Genomic DNA, 25,005 nt, shown 5'->3' with positions numbered 1-25,005 from the left:
GAGTCACAATGGAACAGGTTGTCATTGTCGATGCAATTCGCACCCCGATGGGCCGTTCGAAGGGCGGTGCTTTTCGTCACGTGCGTGCGGAAGATCTCTCCGCTCATTTAATGCGTAGCCTGCTGGCGCGTAACCCGGCGCTGGAAGCGGCGGCCCTCGACGATATTTACTGGGGCTGTGTACAGCAGACGCTGGAGCAAGGTTTTAATATCGCCCGTAACGCGGCGCTGTTGGCAGAAGTACCACACTCTGTCCCGGCGGTGACCGTCAATCGCCTGTGTGGTTCATCCATGCAAGCATTACATGACGCAGCGCGAATGATCATGACCGGCGATGCGCAGGCATGTCTGGTTGGCGGCGTGGAGCATATGGGCCATGTGCCGATGAGTCACGGCGTCGATTTTCACCCCGGCCTGAGCCGCAATGTCGCCAAAGCGGCGGGCATGATGGGCTTAACGGCAGAAATGCTGGCGCGTATGCACGGTATCAGCCGTGAAATGCAGGATGCCTTTGCCGCGCGGTCACACGCCCGCGCCTGGGCCGCCACGCAGTCGGGTGCATTTAAAAATGAAATTATCCCGACCGGTGGTCACGATGCCGACGGCGTCCTGAAGCAGTTTAATTACGACGAAGTGATTCGCCCGGAAACCACCGTGGAAGCCCTCGCCACGCTGCGCCCGGCGTTTGATCCCGTCAGCGGTACGGTGACGGCAGGTACATCTTCTGCGCTTTCCGATGGCGCAGCTGCCATGCTGGTGATGAGTGAAAGCCGCGCCCGAGAATTAGGTCTTAAGCCGCGCGCCCGCGTGCGTTCGATGGCGGTCGTTGGTTGTGACCCATCGATTATGGGTTACGGCCCGGTTCCGGCCTCGAAGCTGGCGCTGAAAAAAGCGGGGCTTTCTGCCAGCGATATCGGCGTATTCGAGATGAACGAAGCCTTTGCCGCGCAGATCCTGCCATGTATTAAAGATCTCGGGCTAATGGAGCAGATTGACGAGAAGATCAACCTCAACGGTGGCGCGATCGCGCTGGGTCATCCGCTGGGTTGTTCCGGTGCGCGTATCAGCACCACGCTGCTGAATCTGATGGAGCGCAAAGATGCCCAGTTTGGTCTGGCGACGATGTGTATCGGTCTGGGTCAGGGTATTGCGACGGTGTTTGAGCGGATTTAACCACTTGCCGGATGCGGCGTGAACGCCTTATCCGGTCTACCGATCCTGCACCAATATAGGCCTGATAAGACGCGCCAGCGTCGCATCAGGCATCGTGCACCGATTGCCGGATGCGACATAGATCTAAATGCCACTGTATAAAGTTTTAGTTGCCGTTCTTCCCGCCTGTCAGGGGCGGGTTTTTTATATCTCAGATAAATGCAAACGCATCGCCAAACAGGCGATCTTCCCGCGCATTACGCTCGCTGCAAAACAGGTCACGGGCAATTTTCGCCATCTCAAAACGTCCGGCAATATAGATATCATGCTCTGCCAGCGTACCATGATCCTGCAATACCGCCGTTAACACGGTGCCAGTACGCCCACGCCAGCCCGCTTCCGGTTGTTCAACCACCGGCACCACTTGCAGACCAGGATGCTTCAACGAAAGCGCCTCAAGCTCGGAGAGATCATAAAGATGCTGCTCTTCACGCCCGCCCCAGTAAATGGTGATATCACGGTTTGGGTTACGCGCCAGCGCCGTCAGCAAAATCGAGCGCGCATAAGAGAACCCGGTGCCACCCGCAATCAAAATCATCGGACGTTCTTCATCATCGCGCAGCCATGCCTCACCGTGCGGAATATCGACCACGATTTGATGATCTTTAAGAATGCGGTCCATGACTGCTTTCGCGTAAAGGTTGATTTCAGAAGCGCCAATATGCAGCTCGATGAACCCTTTTTCATCTGGCGTCGAAGCCATTGAGAACGGACGTTTGTCACGCTCATCCATCACTACCATCAAATACTGACCAGCACGAAAAGAAAAGGCCGCGTCTGGTACGATTCGGACACGGTATACGGTATCCGTGATAGCTTCTACCGAGGTCACTTTACAGCTTAAGGTTGTCATGCGCTTTCTCTGTCGGATCGATAAATAGGGCAAAACAAACGCGCATCAGGCGCTTTTACCGTTGTTAAAAATAGCCAGTTCATCCCAGATGGCGTCAATATGCGCGACAACATCCGGATCTTTTTTGATGGGACGTCCCCATTCACGCTGGGTTTCCCCTGGCCATTTATTCGTGGCATCCAGCCCCATTTTTGAACCCAGCCCGGACACAGGCGAGGCAAAATCCAGATAATCAATAGGCGTATTTTCGACCAACACCGTGTCCCGCGCCGGGTCCATACGGGTGGTAATCGCCCAAATCACATCGTTCCAGTCGCGTGCGTTGACGTCATCATCGCAAACGATCACAAATTTAGTGTACATAAACTGGCGTAAGAACGACCAGACGCCCATCATGACGCGCTTCGCGTGTCCGGCGTACTGTTTTTTGATCGTCACTACCGCCAGGCGATAAGAGCAGCCTTCCGGCGGCAGGTAAAAATCGACAATTTCCGGGAACTGTTTTTGCAGAATCGGCACAAACACTTCGTTCAGTGCGACACCCAGCACCGCAGGTTCATCCGGCGGACGCCCGGTATAGGTGGAATGATAAATCGCATCTTCACGCTGGGTAATATGCGTCACGGTAAATACCGGGAAACTATCGACTTCGTTATAGTAACCGGTGTGGTCGCCATACGGCCCTTCCGGCGCAGTTTCGCCTTGTTCGATATACCCTTCCAGCACAATCTCCGCACTGGCGGGCACTTCGAGATCATTGGAAATACACTTTACTACTTCGGTTTTGGTGCCGCGTAGCAATCCGGCAAACGCATACTCTGAAAGCGTATCCGGAACGGGGGTGACTGCACCGAGAATCGTGGCGGGATCGGCACCCAGCGCCACAGAAACCGGGAAACGTTCGCCCGGATGCGCCACACACCACTCCTGATAATCCAGCGCGCCGCCGCGATGCGACAGCCAGCGCATAATCAGTTTGTTTTTACCAATCAGCTGCTGGCGATAAATGCCCAGATTCTGCCGCTCTTTATGCGGGCCGCGCGTCACGGTCAGCCCCCAGGTAATCAGCGGCGCGGCATCTTCCGGCCAGCAGGTCATAATGGGAATGCGATTGAGATCGACGTCATCGCCAGAGACGATTTTTTGTTGGCAAGGCGCACCACGCAGCCGCTTTGTCGGCATGTTCAATACTTGCTTAAACTGCGGCAGTTTATCAAACAGGTCGCGGAAACCTTTTGGCGGCTCCGGCTCTTTCAGAAACGCCAATAATTTACCAACTTCACGCAGCGCCGAAACATCTTCCTGCCCCATGCCCATCGCCACGCGCTTTGGCGTACCGAACAGGTTGCACAGCACCGGCATTGAGTAGCCTTTAGGGTTTTCGAACAACAGCGCAGGCCCACCGGCACGCAAAGTGCGGTCAGCAATTTCAGTGATTTCCAGATGCGGATCCACCGGGAGCGTGATACGTTTTAGCTCACCCTGCTGTTCAAGCAGCGTCAAGAAGTCGCGTAAATCGTTATATTTCATGGCGTCCATTGTAGCCTCTTAATCTGCGCCCATTATACGGCGTTCATCTTTGCGATGCTGTAAATTTGTTAAATTAGCGTGAACTCTGACGGTATAACGCAAACCGGGGAATATAATTAACTTAGCGTAAAGCTTTTGCTATCCTTGCGCCCCGATTAAACGGATAAGAGTCATTATGCAATCCTGGTATTTACTGTACTGCAAGCGCGGGCAACTTCAACGTGCCCAGGAACACCTCGAAAGACAGGCTGTGAATTGCCTGGCACCGATGATCTCCCTGGAAAAAATCGTGCGTGGCAAACGTACTGCAGTCAGTGAGCCATTGTTCCCCAACTACTTGTTTGTGGAGTTCGATCCGGAAGTGATTCATACCACGACTATCAACGCGACCCGCGGTGTCAGCCACTTCGTGCGCTTTGGCGCGTCGCCAGCGATAGTCCCATCGGCGGTGATTCATCAGCTATCGGTATATAAACCGAAAGACATTGTCGATCCGGCAACCCCTTATCCGGGTGATAAGGTGATTATTACCGAAGGCGCGTTCGAAGGTTTTCAGGCCATTTTCACCGAACCCGACGGCGAGGCTCGCTCCATGCTGTTACTTAATCTTATCAATAAAGAGATTAAGCACAGTGTGAAGAACACCGAGTTCCGCAAACTCTAAAACGCAATCCCAAACAGTGTTTTAACATTGGCATCCGTGGTGGCAGCCAGCCATGCGGCATCTTCTCCACGCCAGTGCGCAATACGTTGCAAAATATGGGGCAGATGGGCTGGCTCGTTGCGCCGGGATGATGGTTTCGGCGTGAGATCGCGCGGGAGCAGATACGGCGCATCAGTTTCGATCAGCAATTTCTCCGCCGGAATCAACGGCAACAATTTCCGCAGCTCCAGCCCGCGTCGTTCATCGCAAACCCAACCGGTAATGCCGATATAAATTCCACGCGCCACGCACGCCTGCATCTCTTCGCGTGTGCCGGTAAAGCAATGAAGAACCGCACCAGGCAGTTTATCCAGCCACGGCTCCAGCAATGTCATAAACCGCTCGTGGGCATCGCGACAGTGCATAAATACCGGCATGTTTAATTCTGCGGCAATGCGTAGCTGGGCAACAAAAGCGCGTTCCTGCTCTTCCGGCGTCGAAAAGTTGCGGTTAAAGTCGAGACCACATTCACCAATCGCCACCACTTCTGGCTGCGCGGCCAGCTCAATAATCGCTTCTTCAGTCGCAGCTTGCCACTGGCTGCTGTCGTGAGGATGTACGCCCGCCGTTGACCAACAGGACGAATACTGACGCGCCAGCTTTTGCGCATGCTGGCTTTCACGCAGGTTAGTGCCGGTGATGAGTAGCCCATTAACTCCCGCGTCAAAAGCGCGCGCTACAACATCATCACGGTCTTTCGCAAATTGCGAACTGGTCAAATTAACGCCGATATCAAACATCCTGTACTCCATATGACAACCGCCCTGACGGGCGGTTGAATTTATTCTTCAGTTTTTTCGCTTTCTGCTTCAGCGTCGTTTTCCTCTTCCCGGTTTCGACCCTTACCAACGTAAAAGCGAGAGAAGAAGACACCGATTTCAAACAGGCAGTACATCGGGATCGCCAGCAGCGTTTGCGAGAAGACATCCGGCGGCGTCAGCAACATCCCGACAACGAATGCACCAACCAGCACATACGGGCGTTTTTTGCGTAAGTCTTCTGGCGAGGTAATCCCCATCCAGCACAGCAGCACAATTGCCACAGGCACTTCAAAGGAGACACCAAACGCCATAAACAACGCCATAACGAAGCTTAAATAGCTGGCGATGTCGGTGGATACCTGTACCCCTTCCGGCGCGGTATTGGCAAGGAAGCCAAATGCCAGCGGAAAGACCACAAAGTAGGCGAACGCCATGCCGATATAAAAAAGCAGAGAGCTGGAAACCAGCAGCGGCACCACCAGGCGACGTTCATGCTTATACAGCGCTGGGGCGATAAACGCCCACACCTGATAGAGAATCACCGGCGCTGACAGAATCAGCGACACCATAAAGGTCAGCTTGATCGGCGTAAAGAACGGCGAGGCCACGTCGGTGGCGATCATCGTTGAACCTTGCGGCAACTGCTTGATCAATGGCGCGGATACCAGGTGATAGATGTCATTGGCGAAATAGACCAGACACAGGAATATCACGATCACCGCGATAATGCAGTTCAGCAGACGCTTACGCAGCTCAATCAGATGCGTGATAAGCGGTTGAGTATCTTCTACAGACATGTTTACGGTTTATCACTCGACGAAGGGGAAGGTGCAGCGGTTTTCGGTTCAGCGTCCGCAGCAGGTTTTACCACCGGCTCTGGCGTGGTTTCTGGCTTCTGTTCCGGCGAACTGGCCTGCGTTTGTGCAGCGGCAGGCGTTACGCCTTCATGCGCAGCTTCATTGTCTTTCACCACCGGGTTATGGATGGTGTGCGCTTCATCGCTCGCCTTTTCAGGATCGTTTGCAACGTAGGAACGCTTCATCGACTCCGCGGCCTGGCGTAATTCATCCATCGACGCTTTCAGTTCGGGTGTCAGGTTAGTGAGGCTCGCCTTTTCAACCTTTTTCAGACTGTCCTGAAACTCCTGGAGTTTTAACTCCTGGGTCAGTTCGTTCTGCACCGTTGTCGCCAGTGAACGCAACGCGCGAATCCAGCCCGCGACCGTTTTTACCGCCACAGGCAGTCGTTGCGGCCCCAGAACGACGAGGCCGATGATGAATACCAATAGCAGTTCGCTAAAACCGATATCAAACACGGATTACACCTGCTCTTTATCGTGGCGCTTCGCGTCTTCTGTTTTAGCCTGTTCCTGATTCGTATCCGCCTGCTTATCGGCGATAGTTTTCGCAGTAAAATCAGCATCCTGACTGGTTTTATCCTGCTTTGGTTCATCATCGCTCATTGCTTTTTTAAAGCCTTTGATCGACGCACCAAGATCGGAACCGATGGAGCCGAGCTTTTTGGTGCCAAAAAGCAGTACAACGATGACGGCAATAATCAATAACTGCCAAATACTGATACCACCCATACATGTTCCTCTGTGGTAGATGATGATTAAACAAGGCCGCATTATACGTTACACAGCCCGCCTTGAGCGATGAAAAAATCAGCGTGTTTTGCGCCAACCGACAAACCAGGCGATCAGACCACCTGCCATTAACCAGACGGGCATCAGCCCCCATTCAGGTCGGCTGACCAACAAGAATGTGCCACTTAATACTAACGTAGCGCCAATTCCGAGAAAATAACGCGATTGTCCCTGACGTACATGATTTGACTGAAGCTCGCGGGCAATCTTATCAACACTGTGCTGTAAATACTTGCCCTGGCGCAAACTGTCGTAAACCAGTTCAGGCAGTTCTGGCATTTTTTCGACCCAGAACGGCGCTTTTTCTTTAAATGCTCTCACCAGCGCAGGAATACCGACCTGATCTTTAATCCACGACTCCAGGAAAGGCTTCGCCGTTTTCCATAAATCGAGTTGCGGATAAAGCTGGCGTCCTACCCCTTCGACGTAGAGCAGGGTTTTCTGGAGTAACACCAGTTGCGGCTGCACTTCCATATTGAAGCGACGCGCCGTATTAAACAGATTTAACAGTACATGTCCAAACGAAATTTCGGCCAGCGGTTTCTCAAAGATAGGTTCACAGACCGTACGAATGGCAAATTCGAACTCTTCAACGTTGGTATCTGGTGGCACCCAGCCAGAATCGACGTGTAGCTCTACCACTTTGCGATAGTCGCGATTAAAGAAGGCGATAAAGTTTTCTGCCAGATAGCGTTTATCTTCTTTGTTTAGCGAGCCAACAATCCCGCAATCAATGCCGATATATTTCGGGTTTTCCGGGTGTTCATAGCTTACGAAGATGTTGCCAGGGTGCATATCGGCATGGAAAAAGCTGTCGCGAAAGACCTGAGTGAAGAACACCTGCACGCCGCGTTCCGCCAGCAATTTCATGTTTGTGCCGTTTTTCTCCAGCGTCGCAACATCAGACACCGGAATGCCGTAAATACGCTCCATTACCATCATCCCTTCACTACAATAGTCAGGGTAAACTTCCGGGATGTAGAGCATCGGGCTGTCTTCAAAATTGCGTCGAAGCTGAATGGCGTTGGCAGATTCCCGCAGCAAATTCAGTTCATCAATCAAGGTCTTTTCGTACTCGCGCACCACTTCGGTTGGGCGCAGACGGCGACCATCCGGCAGCAAACGCGGCACCCAGCGAGCCAGCCGGTAGATAAGTTTCAGATCCGCTTTAATAACCGGCAAAATATCCGGGCGGATGACTTTAATCACCACCTCTTTACCATTCGATTTCAATCGCGCGGTATGAACCTGGGCGATAGAAGCAGAAGCCAGCGGCTTGATTTCAAAATCGTCAAACCACGCTTCTACCGGCAAGCCGCCCATTGCAGCTTCAATCTGCTGCTTCGCCAGCTTGCCATCAAACGGAGCGACTTTGTCCTGCAATAACGCCAGCTGATCGGCAATATGCGGCGGAAAAAGATCGCGGCGGGTTGATAACATCTGCCCGAACTTGATCCATACCGGTCCCAGTTCTTGCAGGGCCAGTCGTAGTCGCTCACCTAAAGGTTTGTCTTTATGCCGATTTGGCATCCAGAATAATGAGTATCGCCATAGCCGTAGCGGCAGGGTGATACGCATTTTGGGGATCAGTTCATCAAGTCCGTAGCTTAAAAAAGTGCGAATGATGAAATATAGGCGCCGTACTTCACCTGGCGTCATTTAGCCTCCAGTTTTTCCAGCCGTTTGGTCAGGGCATCAACAGCACGCTCGACGGCAGCCGTCTCTTCCGCAAACCAGGCCACTTCAAGCGGACCGGGTGCCATACGCCACTCTTCAGTAATGGCTTCCGCCACATAACGTTGCTGGCGCTTAATGCCGTGATGCAGGAACTTTGCGCCTCCGCGCAGGGCTTTGCTGATACCTTCAGCGGCGATATCACCGGTATAAGGGGCCAGCAGTTCCGCAGGGTCGAACTCTGCCAGATCTGCCAGCGCAACGAAGTTTTGCACCACCTGAATATCGCCCTGCACTTCCAGCTCACCACTGCGAATCAGTGCGGCAAGCTGCTGGCGATCGCGAAGTTTCGGCAACACACTGGCGTAGGCGATAACGGTGCAGTCAGCATCGCCTGCCCATTCGCCCAGTACATCAACCTGGCGTTCGCTGAACACCAGAATCAATGACGTCGAAAAGCCTTTTACCTCCACGCGCAGCACTTTGCCCAACAGACGCGAGCGGGCCGTTTTCAGCGCGGGTGAGCGATACAGGAAGGTGTTGAGCAGACTTTCAATTCCTGCCGTCACTAAAGGTTTAAAAGGCATTTCCGGTCTCCTGTCAGAACTTATAACCACGATGCAACGCCACAACCCCTGCCGTCAGATTGTAGTAGTCGACACTTTCGAATCCGGCATCCTGCATCATGGCTTTCAGGGTATCCTGATCGGGATGCATACGGATGGATTCTGCCAGATAACGGTAGCTGTCGGCGTCGTTCGCGACCAGTGAGCCAATACGCGGCAGCACATGGAAGGAGTATGCATCATAGGCTTTGCTCAGCGGCTCGATAATTGGCTTCGAGAACTCAAGCACCAGCAGGCGGCCGCCGGGTTTCAGCACGCGATACATTGAACGCAGTGCTTTATCTTTGTCGGTGACGTTACGCAGACCAAACGAAATGGTGATGCAATCAAAGGTGTTATCCGGGAACGGCAGCGCCTCAGCGTTCGCTTGAACATACTCAACGTTGCCAATCACACCGATATTACGCAGCTTCTCGCGTCCCATTTTGAGCATGGATTCATTGATATCAGCAAGGACCACTTTGCCAGTTTCTCCGACCAGGCGGGAGAATTTCGCTGTCAGGTCGCCGGTGCCACCAGCCAGATCCAGCACGGTCTGCCCACGGCGTACGCCGCTGCAATCAATCGTGAATCGCTTCCACAAACGATGAATACCGAATGACATCAAATCATTCATGACATCGTATTTTGATGCCACGGAATGGAAAACGTGAGCGACCATATCCGCTTTTTGTTCCTTCGCGACGGTCTGAAAACCAAAGTGCGTCGTTTCTTGTGACTTATCCACCATCTCAATGCCTGCTCATCAAAAAATTGTTCCAGAAGTGTAACAGATTGGGCGTCGATGCCCTAGATTTCTACCCGGCTTAACTACCCCCAATGGGCTAGCGCGACTGCTGATTATATTCATCATCGCGTTGATAAGCTTCATCATTCGGCTGCTCCGGAACCGACCGCAGTCGATACTCTTCATCCTGGCTCACCGCTTGTTCAGCCAAATCCGGATTAATCTCGCGTTTAATTTCTACCCCTAAACCGCGAAACGCTTCTGCCTGCGCCAGCACATTTCCGCGACCTGAAGAGAGTTTTTTCATTGCCTGGCGGTAGTTATCCTGCGCTTTGTCGAGACTTTGACCAATCGCTGACATGTCATCGACGAACAAACGCATCTTGTCGTACAGCTTGCTGGCACGATCGGCGATTTGCTGGGCGTTGCGGCTTTGATGCTCATAACGCCACAGGTTGGCGATAGTGCGCAGCGCCACCAGCAGCGTAGTCGGGCTAACCAGCATGATATTGTTTTTCAACGCTTCGGTGATCAGCTCCGGCTGGCGGTCAAGCGCCAGTAAAAAAGCGGGTTCAACGGGAATAAACATCAGAACGTAATCCAGGGTTCGCAGCCCCGGCAGCTGTTGATAATCTTTGCGTCCCAGCAAACGGATATGGTTACGCACCGACGCGATATGTTCCTGTAGCGCGCTTTCGCGGGTGTAGTCATCTTCGGCGTTGAAATAGCGTTCATAGGCGACCAGCGTCATTTTGGCGTCGATCACCACATCTTTTCCCTGCGGCAACCGCACGATGACATCCGGCTGCATCCGCGAGCGGGCGTCATTTTCGATGCTGACCTGGGTTTCATATTCATACCCTTCACGCAGACCGGAAGCCTCCAGCACCCGCGTCAATACTACCTCGCCCCAGTTGCCCTGGGTTTTATTGTCGCCTTTCAGCGCACGCGTCAGGTTGATCGCTTCCTGGGCCATCTGGGCGTTGAGTTGCTGGAGGTTGCGGATTTCGTGAGTCAGGGTATGACGTTCTTGGGCTTCTTTACCAAAGCTGTCCTGGACCTGACGGCGGAAACCGTCCAGTTGTTCACGTAGCGGCGACAACAGGCTGTTCAGGCTCTGACGGTTTTGCTCATCAACCCGGCGATTGCTGTGCTCAAAAATACGGTTGGCGAGGTTTTCAAACTGCTCACTGAGGCGCTGCTCGCTGTTAATCATCTGGCGAATTTTATCGTCAGCATGTTGCTGTGCAGCTTCCATCCGCGTGGTTACTTCACGCAGATCGGCCTCCAGAGAGGTGTTAATACTTTGCAGGCTGCGCACTTCGTTATTGAGTAACTCGCACTCAGCGCGCCAGTGCTCGCTTTGAGTAATTTGTTGTTTTGCCGCGCTTAACTCCGCGACCATCTCTTCACGTTCAGCTAATTGCTCGGCTTTTTGCTGCGCATGTTGATAACTGGCAAACAGCCAGCCAATTGCCACACCCACCAATGCAATAACTGCGTAAACCATGATTGAGAAATCCACAACGCCTCCTGACGCAACAACTTACCCGCACAAAATAGAATTGTGCTGTACAAACGTCCAGTTTGAAAGAAGTTTCCTGCGAGGCGCTACGCAAAACGATCGTTAATTTTCATTATTTTATCCCACAATATGAGATGGAGTTTATATTGTGGGATATATCACCTTTTCCCCACGTCATTATGTGGAACACTTCAGCAATATCATCAGGAGAAACGTATGGCAGAAACCTCTTCAACCACCGCAGGCGCACAAACGTTATTACGTGGACTGGCGGTTCTTAATGCTGTTTATAACGGCTGCCATGACCTAAAAAGTATCGGCGAGTTCACCGGCACGACCCGGAGCACAACCCATCGTTTAGTCACCGTTCTGGTGGAACAACGCTACCTGCGCCATGTCCCAACGCAGGGCTACCAACTGGGTGCCAAACTGATCGAATTCGGTGCCAGAGCACTGGAAAGCACCTCGCTGTACGAAATTGCCCAGCCCGTTTTGCAACGCCTTGCCCGTTACACCCTGGACACCGTGCATCTGGGGATCGTTGAAGGCGACGAAGTGCTGTATCTGGAGAAGATCAACAGTCAGCGCGGGCTGGAAATGCGCTCACGCCCAGGCCATCGCATGCCACTGGCAATCACCGGCATCGGCAAAGCATTGATACTCAACCGAACAGAAGAAGAGTGGCGCACGCTGTTTAAGACCTGTGGTGATGAAACAAAACTGGGCGCATTTATTCAGAACATGCGTCGTTATGCCGCCAGTGGTTTTGCTTTTGATCTGGAAGAGAACGAGCCGACTATCCGTTGCGTTGCAGCGCCGGTTTACAACGCCCGGGATGAAATTGTGGCGGCTATTTCTGTCGCCAGTACCACCACGTATATGTCGCTGGCGCGTCTGGAAGAACTGGCACCTTACGTCAAATCCTGTGCAGAAGAGATATCCGCTGAACTGGGCTGGGGTAAGCACGTCCGCAAAGATAAATAAACCATGATTAAAGGAAACGACTAATGCCGGGAGCACCCTCATTTATTGCCCTGGACTGGGGAACGTCATCGCTTCGGGCATGGCGTTTTGGCGAATCACCAAATCCACAAGAAAAACGTGAATTCCCCTGGGGGATCATGAAATTACCCTCCCAGGCAGCAACACGTGAGGACGCTTTCCACGATACGTTTTTACGTGTCTGCGGCGACTGGCTGGCACAAACCCCATGCCCGGTACTGGCTTGCGGCATGCTCGGCAGTGCGCAAGGGTGGCAACCAGCAGCTTATTTACCTTGCCCGGTCACTCTCGAGGGTCTGGCGAAGCAGTTGACGCCAGTTATCCACCAGCAGCAGACAATGCTGCACATCATTCCTGGCGTGATTAAAGAAGGTGAAATGCCCGAAGTGATGCGTGGCGAAGAGACACAAATCTTCGGTGCTATCTCGATGGAACCGGCCCTGCAAAACGCGATCCATCAGGGTATGCCAGTGCTGATAGGCTTACCCGGCACACATGCGAAATGGGCAGTAGTTGAAAACAACACCATTACCGATTTCCGAACCTTTATGACGGGCGAGTTATTTGATGTTTTATCCCGCCATTCGATTCTCGGTGCCACCATGCATCCTGGAGATGAACCGCACTGGGATGCCTTCACCCACGGGCTGACAGCAGCACAAGAGCATCATCAGACCGGATTATTATCGACGCTGTTTTCGACCCGTTCGCGCCTGCTGACCAGTAATCTTACGTCGTCCTCGCAGGGGGATTACCTTTCCGGATTACTGATAGGCCATGAATTATGCGGTCTGGCATCCAGTTTGCTACGTGATTTACCCGCCACAACACCGATCGCCTTAATCGGTAGCGCAAATCTGAACAGCCGCTATTCACAAGCATTCAGCCACGTTTTTCCCGACAGACAGATACACGCCATTCCTAATGCCACTGAACAGGGATTATGGCGAATCGCCCACGCTGCCGGGTTACTGTCCACCAACGCCAGGGAATGTACCCATGCCATTTAAGACGCTTTTGCAAAAAACCGGGTTAGTCGCCATTTTACGCGGCGTGAAACCGGATGAGATTGTCGCCATCGGTGAAAAACTGTACGCCGCCGGATTCCGCCTGATTGAGATTCCTATGAACTCGCCGGAGGCGTTGCAAAGTATCAGTTTACTGCGCGACGCCCTGCCTAAGGATTGCCTGGTCGGAGCCGGAACTGTGCTTTCGGTAGAGCAGGTGGTTGCGGTTAAAGAGGCTGGGGGCCAGATTATCGTGATGCCGCATTGCGATACTGCGGTGATCCGTCGCGCCCGTGCGCTGGGTATGTATTGTGCGCCTGGCGTCGCCACGCCCACCGAAGCCTTTGCTGCCATTGAACATGGTGCTAATGCCATCAAGCTGTTCCCGGCTGAACAAATTACGCCAGAAGTTACCAAAGCCTGGCGTGCGGTTATTCCACAATCCGTTCCGATGTTACCGGTTGGCGGTATCACACCGGAAACCATGGCGCGTTATCTGAGCCACGGCGCAAACGGCTTTGGCCTCGGTTCTGCGCTATATCACCCCGGCATGACGCCAGAGCAAGTCTATGAAAATGCAGTACTGTTTATGAACGCATGGAACAATTTAAATAGCAACTAACTGATAAATAAGGATATAAAAGCAATGATAAAACATCTTACCTTACCGAAAAAAATGGCTGCAATGGTACTTCTTGCAGGCGCTGCCCTCAGCATTGCGCCTGTACAGGCAGCCTCCTACCCAACCAAACAGATCGAGTTAGTCGTTCCCTACGCTGCCGGAGGCGGTACGGATCTGGTTGCCCGTGCCTTTGCTGATGCCGCCAAAAACCATTTACCCGTCAGCATCGGGGTTATCAATAAACCTGGCGGAGGCGGTGCTATCGGCCTGAGTGAAATCGCCGCTGCCCGCCCTGGCGGTTACAAAATTGGTTTAGGCACGGTTGAACTGACCACCCTTCCCAGCCTCGGAATGGTGCGTTTTAAAACCAGCGATTTTAAACCCATTGCCCGTCTAAACGCGGATCCGGCTGCTATCACCGTCCGTTCTGATGCGCCGTGGAATAGCTATGAAGAATTTATGACTTACGCCAAAGCGAATCCCGGAAAAGTACGCATTGGTAACTCAGGCACCGGAGCTATCTGGCATCTGGCGGCAGCTGCACTGGAAGACAAAACGGGTGCGAAGTTTTCTCATGTCCCGTATGACGGCGCAGCCCCTGCCATTACAGGCCTGTTAGGCGGGCATATTGAAGCGGTTTCCGTAAGCCCAGGAGAAGTTATCAACCATGTGAAAGGCGGCAAGCTGAAGACACTGGTAGTGATGGCGGATGAGCGAATGAAAACCATGCCTGACGTCCCGACGTTAAAAGAGAAAGGCGTTGATCTCTCCATCGGCACCTGGCGCGGCCTGATTGTGTCGCAAAAAACGCCGCAGGATGTGGTGGATGTTCTGGCAAAGGCAGCAAAAGAGACGGCTGAAGAGCCTGCATTCCAGGATGCACTGCAAAAGTTGAATCTCAACTATGCATGGCTTGACGCTGCCAGCTTCCAGACCCAAATCAGCGAACAGGAAAAGTACTTTGACGAGTTGCTGACTCGCCTGGGCCTGAAAAAATAAACCTGAGGTACGGTTGATGAACACAAAACAGTCTGTTGCTCAACTCGCCGTACCGCACCGCAAGCGCCTTTCATCAACGATGGTGGTGGCGCTGTTACTTTGTGTGGTTGCTGGCGCGGTGATGATTAATGCCGCTGATTTTCCAGCAACTGCCATTGAAACGGATCCCGGTGCAAGTGCCTTCCCTACCTTCTATGCCTGTGCCCTGATTGTGCTCGCTGTCTTGCTGGTGATACGCGATCTTTTGCAGGCAAAACCAGCCTCTTGCGCCAACGCACAGGAAAAACCGGCATTCAGGAAAACGGCAACAGGAATTGCGGCAACCGCGTTTTATATTGTGACGATGAGCTACTGCGGTTATCTCATTACTACTCCTGTTTTCCTCATCGTCATTATGACGTTGATGGGCTACAGGCGATGGGTACTCACACCGGGTATTGCGCTGCTGTTAACGGCAATCCTCTGGTTGCTGTTTGTCGAAGCGTTACAGGTGCCATTGCCTGTCGGCACATTTTTCGAATAACAGGGGCCAGCAATGTTTGAAAGTGAACTTTTAACTCAGGGTTTTTCGACATTACTCAATAATCCTCAGGCGCTGCTGTTTGCCACTTTTGGGGTGATGCTGGGTATTGTGATTGGCGCTTTGCCTGGTCTGACAGCGACCATGGGTGTGGCGATTTTGCTGCCTTTCACCTACGGCATGGAGCCTGTTTCTGGCTTGTTGATGATTTGCGGCGTCTTTTTTGGTGGCGTCTACGGTGGTTCTATCACCGCAATTTTGCTCAAAATTCCCGGAACGCCTGCCGCCGCAGCCACCGCTATTGATGGTTATGAGCTGACGAAACAGGGAAAAGCAGGGCTGGCATTGAGTGCCGCCACGTTCTCTTCCTTTAGTGGCGGAACGCTCAGCATTATCGTGCTGATGTTTCTCTCTCCGGTACTTGCCAGTTGGGCGCTGAAATTTAGTGCCTCGGAGTCCTTCGCCCTGGCAACCTTCGGACTGAGCATTATTGCCAGTATTTCCGGTGAGTCACTGATTAAAGGGCTGATTGCCGGGGTTGGCGGATTGCTGATCGCAACGATAGGCCTTGATCCAATGGGCGGTTTTCCACGGTTTACAGGTGGATTTGTGGAGCTGATGAATGTGCCATTTATCCCGGTGATGATTGGTTTATTTGCTGCTTCAGAAGCATTCCGCTCTATGGAGCAAAACCAGCAAATTCGTCAGGGGGCGAAGGTGGCTATCGGCAGTCTGTTACTGCCCTGGCAAACACTACGCCGCATTGCATTAACCATTTTGCGCTCATCAGGATTAGGGGTTTTTATCGGCATGATCCCCGGTGCGGGGGCGGATATTGCAGCTTTTGTTGCCTATAACGAAACTCGTCGTTTCAGTAAGACACCAGAAAACTTTGGTAAGGGTGAAATTAAAGCTGTGGCCTCCTGTGAGGCAGGCGCGAATGGCTGCACCGGTGGCGCATTGTTACCTATGCTGACGCTGGGGATCCCTGGCGATGCGGTAACCGCCATCATGCTGGGCGCGTTAACGTTACAGGGAATGCAACCAGGCCCGCTGATGTTTACCGACCACGGCGATATGGTTTATACACTGTTTGTCGGCATGATCTTCTGTTACTTCATGCTACTAGTTCTTGGACTGCTCTCTTTGAAAGTCATCGGTAATGTGGTGAAAATTCCCGGCAATATTCTCACACCGATGATCCTCGCACTTTGTGTGGTCGGGACTTATGCGTTGAACAATAGCCTGTTTGATGTTGGCATTATGCTGATTGCAGGCGTGGTGGGCTATTTCATGCAGAAAGGAGGATATCCGGCATCACCCGTAGTGCTGGCATTGATTATGGGGCCAATGGCGGAAAGTAATTTTCGCCGTGCGCTGTCGCTTTCTGGTGGGTCACTCGACTTTCTGTATACCCGACCGATAACTCTGGCATTGCTGACTCTGGCAGCCTTTACGCTACTGACGCCAATAATCCGCAAAATAATGCGTTTACGGCGTCAATAACTGATATCGCTCCCCGAAGTTGGGGAGCGTTTTTTATTTCAGCAGACGACGCGCCGCTTCCACCACGATTTTCACCGCATGGCTTTCGGTTTGTTTCATCGTCTCAGCATTCGGGATCTCTTGCTGGGTGCGGTTAACGATAACCCCCGCTACCATACCGGCACGCAGGCCCTGACTTGCACACATGGTCAGCAGGGTTGCAGATTCCATTTCATAGTTCATTACGCCCATCGCCTGCCACTCTTCCATAGAACCTTTAAAGTGACGAACTACGCGACCAGAGTAAGTATCGTAACGTTCCTGACCCGGGTAGAAGGTATCAGAAGAAGCCGTCACACCAACGTGAGTGGTGGCACCAATTGACTTCGCCGCTTCAACCAGCGCAGTCGTACATTCGAAATCAGCGACAGCCGGGAATTCCAGCGGTGCGAAGTGCAGGCTCGCACCATCCAGACGAACAGACGCCGTGGTAACCAGGACATCGCCAACATTAATATGCGGCTGAATAGCGCCTGTTGTGCCGATACGCAGGAAGGTGCGAATGCCCAGCTGTGCCAGCTCTTCAACAGCAATAGAGGTAGACGGGCCGCCGATACCGGTAGAGCAGACGATAACAGGTTTACCATCCAGCTCTGCACGCCAGGTGGTGAATTCGCGATGAGATGCCAGCTTAACCGGCTTATCCATCAGCGCGGCGATCTTTTCCACACGATCCGGGTCGCCAGGGACGATGGCAAGCGTAGCCCCTTGTAAATCGTTTTTAGTGAGGCCGAGATGAAAAACATCAGACTTGGACATATACAACTCCTCTGTGAATCGGTTTAGTCAGAAGAAGCAAAAAGACACTTTACCGAAGGGTTTAACATTTTTTCGTGATACTCATCACCATGACGAAAATGCGTTGCATAAATTTACCCGCCAAAAGTGATGCAAATCACATAAATCACTCTTCATTCTGCAGGACTGCATAAAAGATGAGCCGATTCAGGCAATGTGATTTGTTGCATGCTGACTATAGTTAACATTGCGCAACATTTTTATAAGGGTACGGAGAATACCATGGCAACAACACAACAATCTGGATTTGCACCTGCTGCATCGCCTCTCGCTTCGACCATCGTTCAGACTCCGGACGACGCGATTGTGGCGGGCTTCACCTCTATCCCTTCACAAGGGGATAACATGCCTGCTTACCATGCCAGACCAAGGCAAAGCGATGGCCCACTGCCAGTGGTCATTGTAGTGCAGGAAATTTTTGGCGTGCATGAACATATCCGCGATATTTGTCGCCGTCTGGCGCTGGAGGGGTATCTGGCTATCGCACCTGAACTTTACTTCCGCGAAGGCGATCCGAATGATTTTGCCGATATCCCTACGCTGCTTAGCGGTCTGGTAGCAAAAGTGCCTGACTCGCAGGTGCTGGCCGATCTCGATCATGTCGCCAGTTGGGCTTCCCGCAACGGCGGCGATGTTCATCGTTTAATGATCACCGGATTCTGCTGGGGTGGACGTATCACCTGGCTGTATGCCGCGCATAATCCACAACTGAAAGCAGCGGTGGCATGGTACGGCAAATTAACCGGCGATAAGACGCTGAATTCACCGAAACAACCTGTTGATATCGCAACCGATCTTAACGCGCCGGTTCTCGGCTTATATGGTGGTCAGGATAACAGCATTCCGCAAGAGAGTGTGGAAACGATGCGCCAGGCGCTGCGGGCAGCAAACGCGAAAGCAGAGATTATCGTGTACCCGGATGCAGGGCATGCGTTCAACGCCGATTATCGTCCGAGCTATCATGCCGAGTCTGCGAAAGACGGCTGGCAGCGAATGTTGGAATGGTTTACACAGTATGGTGTTAAAAAGTAACGCCATAGTCGCTAAATCTGATGATTAAGCTCACACAATTTCAACGATTTTTTTAATCTCAAAACCATACAGCATCAAAAAATTTGTTGCTGTATGCCACTCTTTGACTCCCTTCACATTCGTCATCACACCACCTGCTGAATGCAAAAATTTCGTTGCTGTGCGGCAAACTTTTTTCCTGTTTTGTGCCGCTTTTCTCCTGAATACTCGTTCTCAGAACAACTGGATCGTTTAAACATCAGACAGGAGATTTACCATGACGCAATCCATTTTTCAGGCTCAACCCTTTGAATTACCTTTTGATCCGCGCACAACTGCACTGGTCATGATCGACATGCAGCGTGACTTTGTCGAAGCAGGGGGCTTCGGTGAGGCACTGGGCAATGATGTTTCACTGGTACGCACGGCTATCGCACCATGTACAGAGGTGCTGGCAGCCGCACGTCAAAAAGGAATTATGGTTATTCATACTCGTGAAGGCCATCGTGCAGACTTAAGCGACTGCCCGCCAGCCAAACTGACGCGCGGCGGAAAAACCTTTATTGGTGAACCAGGACCGATGGGACGCATTCTGGTCAGAGGTGAAGCAGGTCATGACATCATTCCTGAACTGTACCCGGTGGCAGGCGAACCGGTGATTGATAAGCCTGGCAAAGGCGCGTTTTATCAAACCGACTTACATCTGATTTTGCAAAACCACGGTATCAAGACGCTGATAGTTTGTGGTGTTACAACCGAAGTTTGCGTAACCACCACCGTGCGCGAAGCAAATGATCGTGGCTATGAATGCATTATCCCGGAAGATTGTGTCGGCTCCTATTTCCCGGAATTCCAGAAATACGCCCTCGAGATGATCAAAGCACAAGGTGCCATTTTCGGTTGGGTTACTGATTCCAAAGCCATTATTGCAGGCCTGGAAGGCTAACACCGATGGTACAGGTTACGCTTTGCGCATCGTCGTTGGGATATCTTTTCCCGCAGAATGAAACGCAAGATTTACGTCTACATAGCGCTTTTAAACATGCGGTAAATCTGTATTCAGACGCGGGAACATTCATCACTCTGTTGTGTGCGCAAACGTATCTGAATCTCCCTGATGCAGCCAGAGTCTGGCTACCTGAATGTTGGGACTGGCGAAGAGAGATTGCCCATTCAGATCCCATTCAGTTAACCCCAGGCTTACTGCGGACACCTCGATTTTGTGTGGCGCTCGAAAACGCAACGCTCTGGCAGTCGCCATTTGTGGGGGGAATGCTGACACTTGAGGCATTCCCTTTGGTTTTCCAGCACTACCCAACGATGGCATCGCAACGGCTTTTATTTTGTCTGGAACATAACGTTCAAAGCACATTGCACCTGCCGGATAGTCTCACGCACCAGGGATTAGCGATTATGGAGCATCCAGATGCGCTGGAACGCCAGGTGCCACAACTGATCGGCTTTGGTAAAGGCTTAACGCCCGATGGAGATGACTATTTGTTGGGCTATCTGGCAGCACTCTGGTTATGGCAACTCCCTGCACCACTTGCCGATCATCAATACCGGTTGCAGCAGGTAATTGATCAACATGCGCACAACACCACGGATATCAGTCGTCATTATCTGGAGCGTGCGCTTCAGGGACATTTTTCAGAACCGATTTGCCAGTTACTCGCACAACTGGTTGGGAGTGCATCGGCAATGACAATCGCATCCTGTGCAGAACAGGTCATGCAATTTGGCGCAACGTCAGGAGTAGATTGCCTTGCAGGAATGCTGCATGGCTTTCGAACCCTGAACACCATAAATTGATTTCAACCTTTTCTCCCGTAGCCCGTTTATGGGGCTACACGGGGATGCTTTGCCCGAATTTTGCTATCGGGCGGAATGAAACAGGCGTAACAGCATGAAAGTTAAATATAAAGTTTTCAGTAATCTTTATCAGGACTCAGTTTCTCTGATGCAGATTTCCGCGCAAATCAGCAAGTTGCCCGGTATTCAACAGGCCTCGGTCGTCATGGGAACACCCAATAATCTCGAGCAATTGAGCGATGCGGGTCTGGGTAACGAAATCAACGCCAGTCCCAATGATTTAGTGATTGCAGTCATGGGTGAAGAAGATATTTGCAATGAAGCACTGGTACTGGCCCAGCAACGTCTGACCAGCAAACCCGATGATGAAACGGATAGTGGCATTAAAACACCGGAAAAGGTCAGCCTGGAAATGGCACTGGAAGCCGAGCCCGAAGCCAACCTGGCACTCATTTCTGTACCGGGAGACTACGCCGCCGCCGAAGCAATTAAAGCGTTAAACCTCGGAATGAACGTGATGATGTTCAGCGATAACGTCAGTATCGTGCAGGAAAAATCCATCAAAACGCTTGCCCGAGAACGTCAGCGCATCGTAATGGGACCTGACTGTGGAACCGCCATTGTTAACGGCATTCCGTTAGGCTTCGCTAATGTGGTGAAACGCGGAGCAATTGGTGTTATTGGCGCGTCAGGCACCGGGCTACAGGAAGTGACTTGCCGAATCGACCAGCTCGGAGCGGGTATTTCTCAGGCGTTGGGAACAGGCGGACATGATCTCAGTGAAGAGATTGGTGGAATATCGATGCTCTTCGCTTTAGATGCGCTGGCGCAAGACGATGAAACTCGCGTGATTGTGCTTATTTCAAAACCGCCTTCACCGATCGTTGCCCGGACTATTCTGGAGCGTGCCGAGGCTTGTGGAAAACCCGTGGTGGTGAATTTCCTCGGTGCGAATCCGCATGATCTGGCACGTCCCAATATCACCGCGGCCACCACACTTGCCAGCGCCGCAAATATCGCCGTGGCGTTACTGAATGATCAACCACTTCCGACTATCGAGACCGAAATTTCCTGCGACGATCTCACAATGTTACAAAACGCCTGCCAGCGCCTGCCAGCCCATCGCCAGGCGATACGCGGTGTTTTCGCCGGAGGAACCTTCTGCTACGAAGCGCAACTTATCTGCCAACAAAAGGGATTCAGCGCAGCCTCCAATACGCCAGTTGCGGGTAATCGTGCTCTGGCAAATATCTGGCAAAGCGAAGATCACACGTTGATCGATATGGGCGACGATGATTTCACCCGTGGCAAACCGCATCCAATGATCGACCCGACTCTGCGCAATCAACGTCTGCTCAACGAACTCAACGACTCACACACTGCCGTCGTGTTATTCGACCTGGTACTTGGTTATGGCGCTTCCACGACGCCTGCCAGCGAATTACTGGACCAACTTTCACACATCGACATGAATAACGCACCGTTGCTGATTGCGCACGTTTGCGGAACGGAAGCTGATCCGCAAATACGCAGTCAGCAGATAAGCGCACTACAAAATGCAGGGGTCATCATCGCCAGCAGCAATGCACAGGCGGCGTTATGGGCCAGCACCGTTGCACAGACTCAGTTGCAGAAAAAGGGGCTAAACGCATGAATACCTTATTTAATCAGCCTTTGAAGGTTGTGAACGCGGGACTACACAGTTTTGCTGACAATATTCAACATGCCGGGGGAAGCGCAATTGCACTCAACTGGCAGCCACCAGCACAAGGCGATATTGACGCTGGATTGGATCTGGCATCGTTGCTACGTCATCCCCTGGTAGAAAATGCCAACCAAATCGCCATGACACGTTATCTCGAAGCACAGCCCGTGCTGGTGGATGTCATGCTCGCTAAAGAGGCCATTCCAGCAATGGCTGAACAAAAACGTATTTTGCACTCTGGCCCGCCGATTGCCTGGGAAGAGATGTGTGGTCCGGTAAAAGGGGCGATTATTGGTGCCATGCTGTACGAAGGTTGGGCCACCAGCCAGCAAGACGCTGAAAACCAAATAAACGCAGGCGAAATCGACCTTGCCCCTTGTCATCATTATCACGCGGTTGGCCCAATGGCAGGCATCATCAGCCCGTCGATGCCGTTATGGGTGGTAGAAAACAAAACCAACGGCCACCGTACTTTTAGCAATTTCAATGAAGGTCTGGGTAAGGTTCTCCGTTTTGGCGCCAATAACGATGAAGTTCTCAATCGTCTGGCCTGGATGCGCGATGAACTGGCGCCGGCAATGAAAGCAGCAATCGCACAACACGGCGAGCTGGAACTCAAGCCATTAATGGCGCAGGCGCTGCATATGGGGGATGAAGTTCATAACCGCAATGCTGCCGCTACCGGTTTGCTGATTAAGCGCCTGCTCCCGGCATTGCTGGCCTGCTCTCTTCCACAGGAACATATCCAGCGCGTCGTGGCATTTATCACCGGTAACGATCACTTCTTCCTCAATCTTTCGATGGCCGCCTGTAAAGCAATGATGGATGCCGCCGCCAATGTACCGTTCAGTTCAATGGTTACGGTGATGGCGCGTAACGGGGTGAATTTTGGTATTCGGCTTTCCGGTACTGGCGATCGCTGGTTCCAGGCTCCTGCCAATGCCGTTGAAGGTCTGTTCTTCCCCGGATTTGGCGTCGACGATGCCGCTGCTGACCTGGGTGATAGCGCAATTACTGAAACCGCAGGTGTGGGTGGCTTCGCGATGGCGTCGTCTCCGGCGATCGTCAAATTTGTGGGAGGCACCCCTGCCGATGCCACCAATAACAGCCGTCGGATGCAAGCCGTCACCCTCGGCGGTAACCCCGCATTTACACTTCCAGCCCTCAATTTTGCCCCCACCGCAGCAGGGATTGATGCGCGTAAAGTGACCGATCGCGGCATTTTACCGGTCATCAATACGGGTATCGCCCACAAACAAGCGGGGGTCGGGCAAATTGGTGCCGGGATCACCACTGCGCCGATGGCCTGTTTTGTCGCCGCTGTACGTGCACTGGCGGAGATCGTCGCAAAGGAGAACCATCATGGTTAAGCCACTGGCTGTCGTCGCGGTTGGCGGCAATGCGCTCATTCAGGACGAGCAACGCAATAGTATTCCCGATCAATATGTTGCAGTGATGGAAAGCGTGCAGCATATCGTTGATATGGTTGAAGCCGGATGGGACCTGGTGCTAACCCACGGTAATGGCCCGCAGGTGGGCTTTATTCTGCGCCGCTCTGAACTCGCCAGTAACGAAGTTTCTCCGGTTCCACTTGATTACGCCGTGGGTGATACACAAGGTGCAATTGGCTACATGTTCCAGAAAGCACTGCATAACGAATTGGCTCGCCGTGGCATAAACAAACCGGTAATTGCCCTGGTGACACAAACGCGAGTCAGCCCACATGACGATGCTTTCGCCAGCCCCAGTAAACCAATTGGCGCGTTTCTCGATGAAGCAACGGCCCAACAACGCCAACAACAACTCGGCTGGACGCTGATGGAGGACGCCGGGCGTGGTTGGCGGCGTACAGTTCCCTCTCCTGCCCCACTGGAAGTTATTGAGCACGACACCATCGCTCACCTGGTGCGCCAGGGATATCTGGTTATTGCCTGCGGCGGCGGCGGTATTCCGGTGGTGCGAGACGGACAACAACTGAAAGGTGTAGAAGCCGTGATCGATAAAGATCTGGCCTCCGCGCTGCTCGCCAGTCAGTTAGGCGCAGATCTGCTGGTGATCCCCACCGGTGTAGAAAAAGTGGCGATTAACTTTGGTACACCACAACAACAGTGGCTCGACGCTATCAGCGTTGCCGAAGCGCAAACGCTGTTGCGGGAAGGTCAGTTTGGTGTCGGCAGTATGCAACCCAAAGTGGAAGCCATTGTTGATTTCATCAATGCCAGCCAGCAACAAGGCAAACAGGCCAGCGGCCTGATTACTTCACCGCAAACCATAAAAGCAGCCCTGGCGCATCAGAGCGGTACATGGATAACCCTTTAATTCTCTGGAGAACACAATGACTACAACGCTTTTAGCCGTTAACGGAACGCTGATGCGCGGCCTGGAACTCAACCCAAATATGCAAAAAGCGGGCGGTATTTTTGTCCGTGAAGACCGAACTGACGCCCATTACCGGTTGTGGAGTATTAATGATCGCCATCCGGGAATGATTCGCGTGAATGAAGGAGGAACACACGTCGACGTAGAAATTTGGCAATTACCGCTGGCCAGTTTTGCCGCTCTGTTAATGAGCGAACCCGCTGGGCTGGCAATTGGCAAAATCAAACTTGCCGATGGTAGCGAAGTGCTGGGCGTACTGGCAGAAAACTGGCTGACCGAAGGCCAACGGGAAATTACAGAACTGGGTAGCTGGCGCAAATACACCGGGCATTTTCATACTGTGTAAC

26 protein-coding genes are annotated in these 25,005 nt (G+C 52.4%); 15 read left to right on the top strand and 11 right to left on the bottom strand.

Annotation, left to right across the window (positions count from 1 at the left end):
- Positions 1-8: 8 nt before the first annotated feature.
- Positions 9-1,172 carry an acetyl-CoA C-acyltransferase FadA gene (gene fadA, locus ACJHWR_RS19645; protein ID WP_000438709.1) on the top strand — a complete coding sequence of 388 codons (1,164 nt, stop codon included), beginning with the start codon at positions 9-11 and terminating at the stop codon, positions 1,170-1,172.
- A 190-nt stretch (positions 1,173-1,362) separates the two neighbouring features.
- Here the strand turns inward: fadA and fre are convergent, their stop codons facing one another.
- Together fre and ubiD are read right to left on the bottom strand one after the other, a co-directional pair.
- Positions 1,363-2,064: an NAD(P)H-flavin reductase gene (gene fre, locus ACJHWR_RS19640; RefSeq protein ID WP_001306785.1), complete on the bottom strand. Its 702-nt coding sequence runs from the start codon at positions 2,062-2,064 to the stop codon at positions 1,363-1,365.
- 45 nt (positions 2,065-2,109) lie between these two features.
- On the bottom strand, positions 2,110-3,603 hold the full coding sequence (gene ubiD / locus ACJHWR_RS19635; RefSeq protein WP_000339811.1) for a 4-hydroxy-3-polyprenylbenzoate decarboxylase: 1,494 nt from the start codon (positions 3,601-3,603) through the stop codon (positions 2,110-2,112).
- A 166-nt stretch (positions 3,604-3,769) separates the two neighbouring features.
- Here ubiD and rfaH point away from each other — a divergent pair, with 166 nt between their 5' ends.
- Positions 3,770-4,258 carry a transcription/translation regulatory transformer protein RfaH gene (gene rfaH / locus ACJHWR_RS19630; protein WP_001192387.1) on the top strand — a complete coding sequence of 163 codons (489 nt, stop codon included), beginning with the start codon at positions 3,770-3,772 and terminating at the stop codon, positions 4,256-4,258.
- Here rfaH and tatD read toward each other — a convergent pair.
- The 8 genes from tatD to rmuC form a co-directional block, all read right to left on the bottom strand.
- Positions 4,255-5,037 carry a 3'-5' ssDNA/RNA exonuclease TatD gene (gene tatD, locus ACJHWR_RS19625; protein WP_012311986.1) on the bottom strand — a complete coding sequence of 261 codons (783 nt, stop codon included), beginning with the start codon at positions 5,035-5,037 and terminating at the stop codon, positions 4,255-4,257. The genes rfaH and tatD overlap by 4 nt on opposite strands.
- Positions 5,038-5,078: 41 nt before the next feature.
- A complete protein-coding gene (gene tatC / locus ACJHWR_RS19620) occupies positions 5,079-5,855 on the bottom strand; it encodes a Sec-independent protein translocase subunit TatC (protein WP_000109943.1) in 777 nt (258 codons plus the stop codon).
- Between the two features lie 2 nt (positions 5,856-5,857).
- Positions 5,858-6,373 (bottom strand): Sec-independent protein translocase protein TatB, encoded by a 516-nt coding sequence (gene tatB, locus ACJHWR_RS19615; protein ID WP_000459594.1) that lies wholly within the window; start codon positions 6,371-6,373, stop codon positions 5,858-5,860.
- A 3-nt stretch (positions 6,374-6,376) separates the two neighbouring features.
- A complete protein-coding gene (tatA, locus tag ACJHWR_RS19610; protein WP_001295260.1) occupies positions 6,377-6,646 on the bottom strand; it encodes a Sec-independent protein translocase subunit TatA in 270 nt (89 codons plus the stop codon).
- Between the two features lie 78 nt (positions 6,647-6,724).
- Positions 6,725-8,365, bottom strand: a complete 1,641-nt coding sequence (gene ubiB / locus ACJHWR_RS19605) for a ubiquinone biosynthesis regulatory protein kinase UbiB (RefSeq protein ID WP_233336662.1) — start codon at positions 8,363-8,365, stop codon at positions 6,725-6,727.
- Complete coding sequence (gene ubiJ, locus ACJHWR_RS19600; protein ID WP_001296603.1) at positions 8,362-8,967, bottom strand: ubiquinone biosynthesis protein UbiJ; 606 nt, start codon at positions 8,965-8,967, stop codon at positions 8,362-8,364. Before ubiJ ends, ubiB begins: the two co-directional genes overlap by 4 nt.
- Positions 8,968-8,980: 13 nt before the next feature.
- Complete coding sequence (ubiE, locus tag ACJHWR_RS19595; RefSeq protein WP_000227958.1) at positions 8,981-9,736, bottom strand: bifunctional demethylmenaquinone methyltransferase/2-methoxy-6-polyprenyl-1,4-benzoquinol methylase UbiE; 756 nt, start codon at positions 9,734-9,736, stop codon at positions 8,981-8,983.
- A gap of 94 nt (positions 9,737-9,830) precedes the next feature.
- Positions 9,831-11,258, bottom strand: coding sequence for a DNA recombination protein RmuC (rmuC, locus tag ACJHWR_RS19590; RefSeq protein ID WP_000347717.1), 1,428 nt, complete (start codon positions 11,256-11,258; stop codon positions 9,831-9,833).
- A 216-nt stretch (positions 11,259-11,474) separates the two neighbouring features.
- On the opposite strand from rmuC, the gene ACJHWR_RS19585 reads away from it, so the two are divergent.
- From ACJHWR_RS19585 to ACJHWR_RS19560, 6 genes are read left to right on the top strand one after another with little or no spacing between them, the layout of a single operon-like run.
- Positions 11,475-12,242, top strand: a complete 768-nt coding sequence (locus ACJHWR_RS19585) for an IclR family transcriptional regulator (RefSeq protein WP_000852398.1) — start codon at positions 11,475-11,477, stop codon at positions 12,240-12,242.
- Positions 12,243-12,265: 23 nt separating this feature from the next.
- Positions 12,266-13,270, top strand: a complete 1,005-nt coding sequence (locus ACJHWR_RS19580; RefSeq protein ID WP_001117529.1) for a 2-dehydro-3-deoxygalactonokinase — start codon at positions 12,266-12,268, stop codon at positions 13,268-13,270.
- Positions 13,260-13,889, top strand: a complete 630-nt coding sequence (locus ACJHWR_RS19575) for a 2-dehydro-3-deoxy-6-phosphogalactonate aldolase (RefSeq protein WP_001116112.1) — start codon at positions 13,260-13,262, stop codon at positions 13,887-13,889. Before ACJHWR_RS19580 ends, ACJHWR_RS19575 begins: the two co-directional genes overlap by 11 nt.
- 24 nt (positions 13,890-13,913) lie before the next feature.
- Positions 13,914-14,888 (top strand): Bug family tripartite tricarboxylate transporter substrate binding protein, encoded by a 975-nt coding sequence (locus ACJHWR_RS19570; protein WP_000589803.1) that lies wholly within the window; start codon positions 13,914-13,916, stop codon positions 14,886-14,888.
- A gap of 16 nt (positions 14,889-14,904) precedes the next feature.
- Positions 14,905-15,411, top strand: a complete 507-nt coding sequence (locus ACJHWR_RS19565) for a tripartite tricarboxylate transporter TctB family protein (protein WP_001093395.1) — start codon at positions 14,905-14,907, stop codon at positions 15,409-15,411.
- Positions 15,412-15,423: 12 nt separating this feature from the next.
- Positions 15,424-16,914: a tripartite tricarboxylate transporter permease gene (locus tag ACJHWR_RS19560; RefSeq protein ID WP_000463026.1), complete on the top strand. Its 1,491-nt coding sequence runs from the start codon at positions 15,424-15,426 to the stop codon at positions 16,912-16,914.
- A gap of 33 nt (positions 16,915-16,947) precedes the next feature.
- Here the strand turns inward: ACJHWR_RS19560 and udp are convergent, their stop codons facing one another.
- Positions 16,948-17,712: a uridine phosphorylase gene (udp, locus tag ACJHWR_RS19555; RefSeq protein ID WP_000045178.1), complete on the bottom strand. Its 765-nt coding sequence runs from the start codon at positions 17,710-17,712 to the stop codon at positions 16,948-16,950.
- Between the two features lie 261 nt (positions 17,713-17,973).
- Here udp and ACJHWR_RS19550 point away from each other — a divergent pair, with 261 nt between their 5' ends.
- From ACJHWR_RS19550 to ACJHWR_RS19520, 7 genes are all read left to right on the top strand, one after another.
- Positions 17,974-18,783 (top strand): dienelactone hydrolase family protein, encoded by an 810-nt coding sequence (locus ACJHWR_RS19550; protein WP_012311629.1) that lies wholly within the window; start codon positions 17,974-17,976, stop codon positions 18,781-18,783.
- Between the two features lie 256 nt (positions 18,784-19,039).
- A complete protein-coding gene (locus ACJHWR_RS19545; RefSeq protein ID WP_000194414.1) occupies positions 19,040-19,708 on the top strand; it encodes a cysteine hydrolase family protein in 669 nt (222 codons plus the stop codon).
- Between the two features lie 5 nt (positions 19,709-19,713).
- Positions 19,714-20,574 (top strand): DUF2877 domain-containing protein, encoded by an 861-nt coding sequence (locus ACJHWR_RS19540; protein WP_001361787.1) that lies wholly within the window; start codon positions 19,714-19,716, stop codon positions 20,572-20,574.
- A 94-nt stretch (positions 20,575-20,668) separates the two neighbouring features.
- Entirely contained in the window at positions 20,669-22,228 is a 1,560-nt protein-coding gene (gene fdrA / locus ACJHWR_RS19535) for an acyl-CoA synthetase FdrA (RefSeq protein ID WP_000865650.1), read from the top strand.
- Complete coding sequence (locus tag ACJHWR_RS19530) at positions 22,225-23,649, top strand: DUF1116 domain-containing protein (RefSeq protein WP_001093945.1); 1,425 nt, start codon at positions 22,225-22,227, stop codon at positions 23,647-23,649. The genes fdrA and ACJHWR_RS19530 overlap by 4 nt, the downstream gene beginning before the upstream one ends.
- On the top strand, positions 23,642-24,598 hold the full coding sequence (arcC, locus tag ACJHWR_RS19525; RefSeq protein WP_000240549.1) for a carbamate kinase: 957 nt from the start codon (positions 23,642-23,644) through the stop codon (positions 24,596-24,598). Before ACJHWR_RS19530 ends, arcC begins: the two co-directional genes overlap by 8 nt.
- A gap of 16 nt (positions 24,599-24,614) precedes the next feature.
- The gene (locus ACJHWR_RS19520) at positions 24,615-25,004 is read left to right on the top strand and encodes a glutamyl-tRNA amidotransferase (protein WP_000214035.1); all 390 of its coding nucleotides are present in this window, start codon (positions 24,615-24,617) and stop codon (positions 25,002-25,004) included.
- Position 25,005: the final 1 nt, after the last annotated feature.

Source organism: Escherichia sp. WS568 (assembly GCF_046486085.1).
Lineage (GTDB): Bacteria > Pseudomonadota > Gammaproteobacteria > Enterobacterales > Enterobacteriaceae > Escherichia > Escherichia coli.
The sequence above is the reverse complement of the archived record's forward strand: the minus strand, read 5'-3'. Positions and strand labels throughout refer to the sequence as shown.